The organism is Bradyrhizobium sp. Mp27, assembly GCF_029953005.1.
Lineage (GTDB): Bacteria > Pseudomonadota > Alphaproteobacteria > Rhizobiales > Xanthobacteraceae > Bradyrhizobium > Bradyrhizobium barranii.
Map to the genome: position 1 here is coordinate 1 of NZ_JASAUS010000515.1, position 1,223 is coordinate 1,223.

Sequence of the window (1,223 nt, forward strand, 5' to 3'; positions counted from 1 at the left end):
CCGAAAGTCATCGCCGGTGTAAAGTTCATCGACGGAATCGAAGTCATTCCGAACACTGAAAGCCACGCCGCCTGATCAGGCCGCGTCACCCAAAATCAGCCATAGCTCAACGCGGCATTGGTAAAAGAGAACGATCTCGCGGTCGGCCAACAAGTTGATGGACCGACCTAGCCATTGATCCATAATGAAGCCACGTTGATGGAGATGTTTCGTCAGTAAGAATATCAGTTTCGTGTAGTAGGCTGGGCCACAGCCTGGCATTTTCCCCTGAAGCGACTGCGTCAAAAATCGGTCGTACGCTTCGAGATAGCTGAATTTGTTGTTTCTCAAGCCGGATACGATCGGTAGCCAGTTGTTCATCGAATTCAGAATCAATTTGGCATTCTTCACCGACATGCCGCCCCACGCAAAGATCAGCATGCTTATGTCTGCGTCCGAGGCGCGTGCGTGGCCAACGACATTACGGATGCTTGCGCGAGAAAGTCTCTCCCCCGGATCGAGTGCCCCGACGAAAGGAGAGGTGTAACCGATTGCCGCAACAGTCCGCGCAGATGATTGTCGCCGCGCCGGGATATATGACCGTCATAATCGACCTCGCCCGACTGGTAGCGTCTGGTCGTCAGACCGATCCAGGCGCCCACCGAGCGCGACTTTCTAAAGTTTCCCGGATCCTCGATCGCTGCAACGAAGGAGGAAGCCGTTACCGCGCCGACACCAGGGATCGACGCGAGCAACTGGCATTGCTCACTCGCGCGGGCTGAAGCAACAAGTTGCTTGCTCAATTCGGCGGCGCGGGCGCGCATGGCCCTCCAGGCATCGAGCAACGGCTTGATAATCTGCTTGAGCCCGGCATTGTTCGCCAGCAGGCTGCACACATGGCCCTCAAACACGCGTCCTGCCCCCTTGGGAACGACCAGGCCGAACGTCTTCATCAGGCTGCGGATCTGGTTGGACAGCTGGGTTGTCATCTAAAGCAGTTGGTTCCGCGCTGCGACCAGCGTGCGAACCAGCATGCTGTCGAAGCTCTTCACCCGCACCTCGCGGTAAAAGCCGACCTCGGCAAGATGCGAGAGCCCATCCGCATCATTTGCGTCGGTCTTGTTCGGCGCCATATCTAGCCCGTCTTATTCGCGAGAGGGCGCCTGAGAGGCTGGCGAGCGTGGTGTAAAGCGCTGATGCGGCGTAGGATTCGGTTGCGAAGCCACCCCATCACCTTCAACCGC

1 protein-coding gene and 1 pseudogene are annotated in these 1,223 nt (G+C 57.4%); both read right to left on the reverse strand.

Features of this window, described 5'->3' with window-relative positions; all coding sequences use genetic code 11:
- Positions 1-75: 75 nt before the first annotated feature.
- On the reverse strand, positions 76-573 hold the full coding sequence (locus QJT78_RS51420; protein WP_348652448.1) for a hypothetical protein: 498 nt from the start codon (positions 571-573) through the stop codon (positions 76-78).
- A pseudogene (locus QJT78_RS51425) lies at positions 510-1,118 on the reverse strand (IS110 family transposase); the annotation flags it as partial. The pseudogene QJT78_RS51425 and the gene QJT78_RS51420, both read right to left, overlap by 64 nt.
- Positions 1,119-1,223 lie beyond the last annotated feature (105 nt).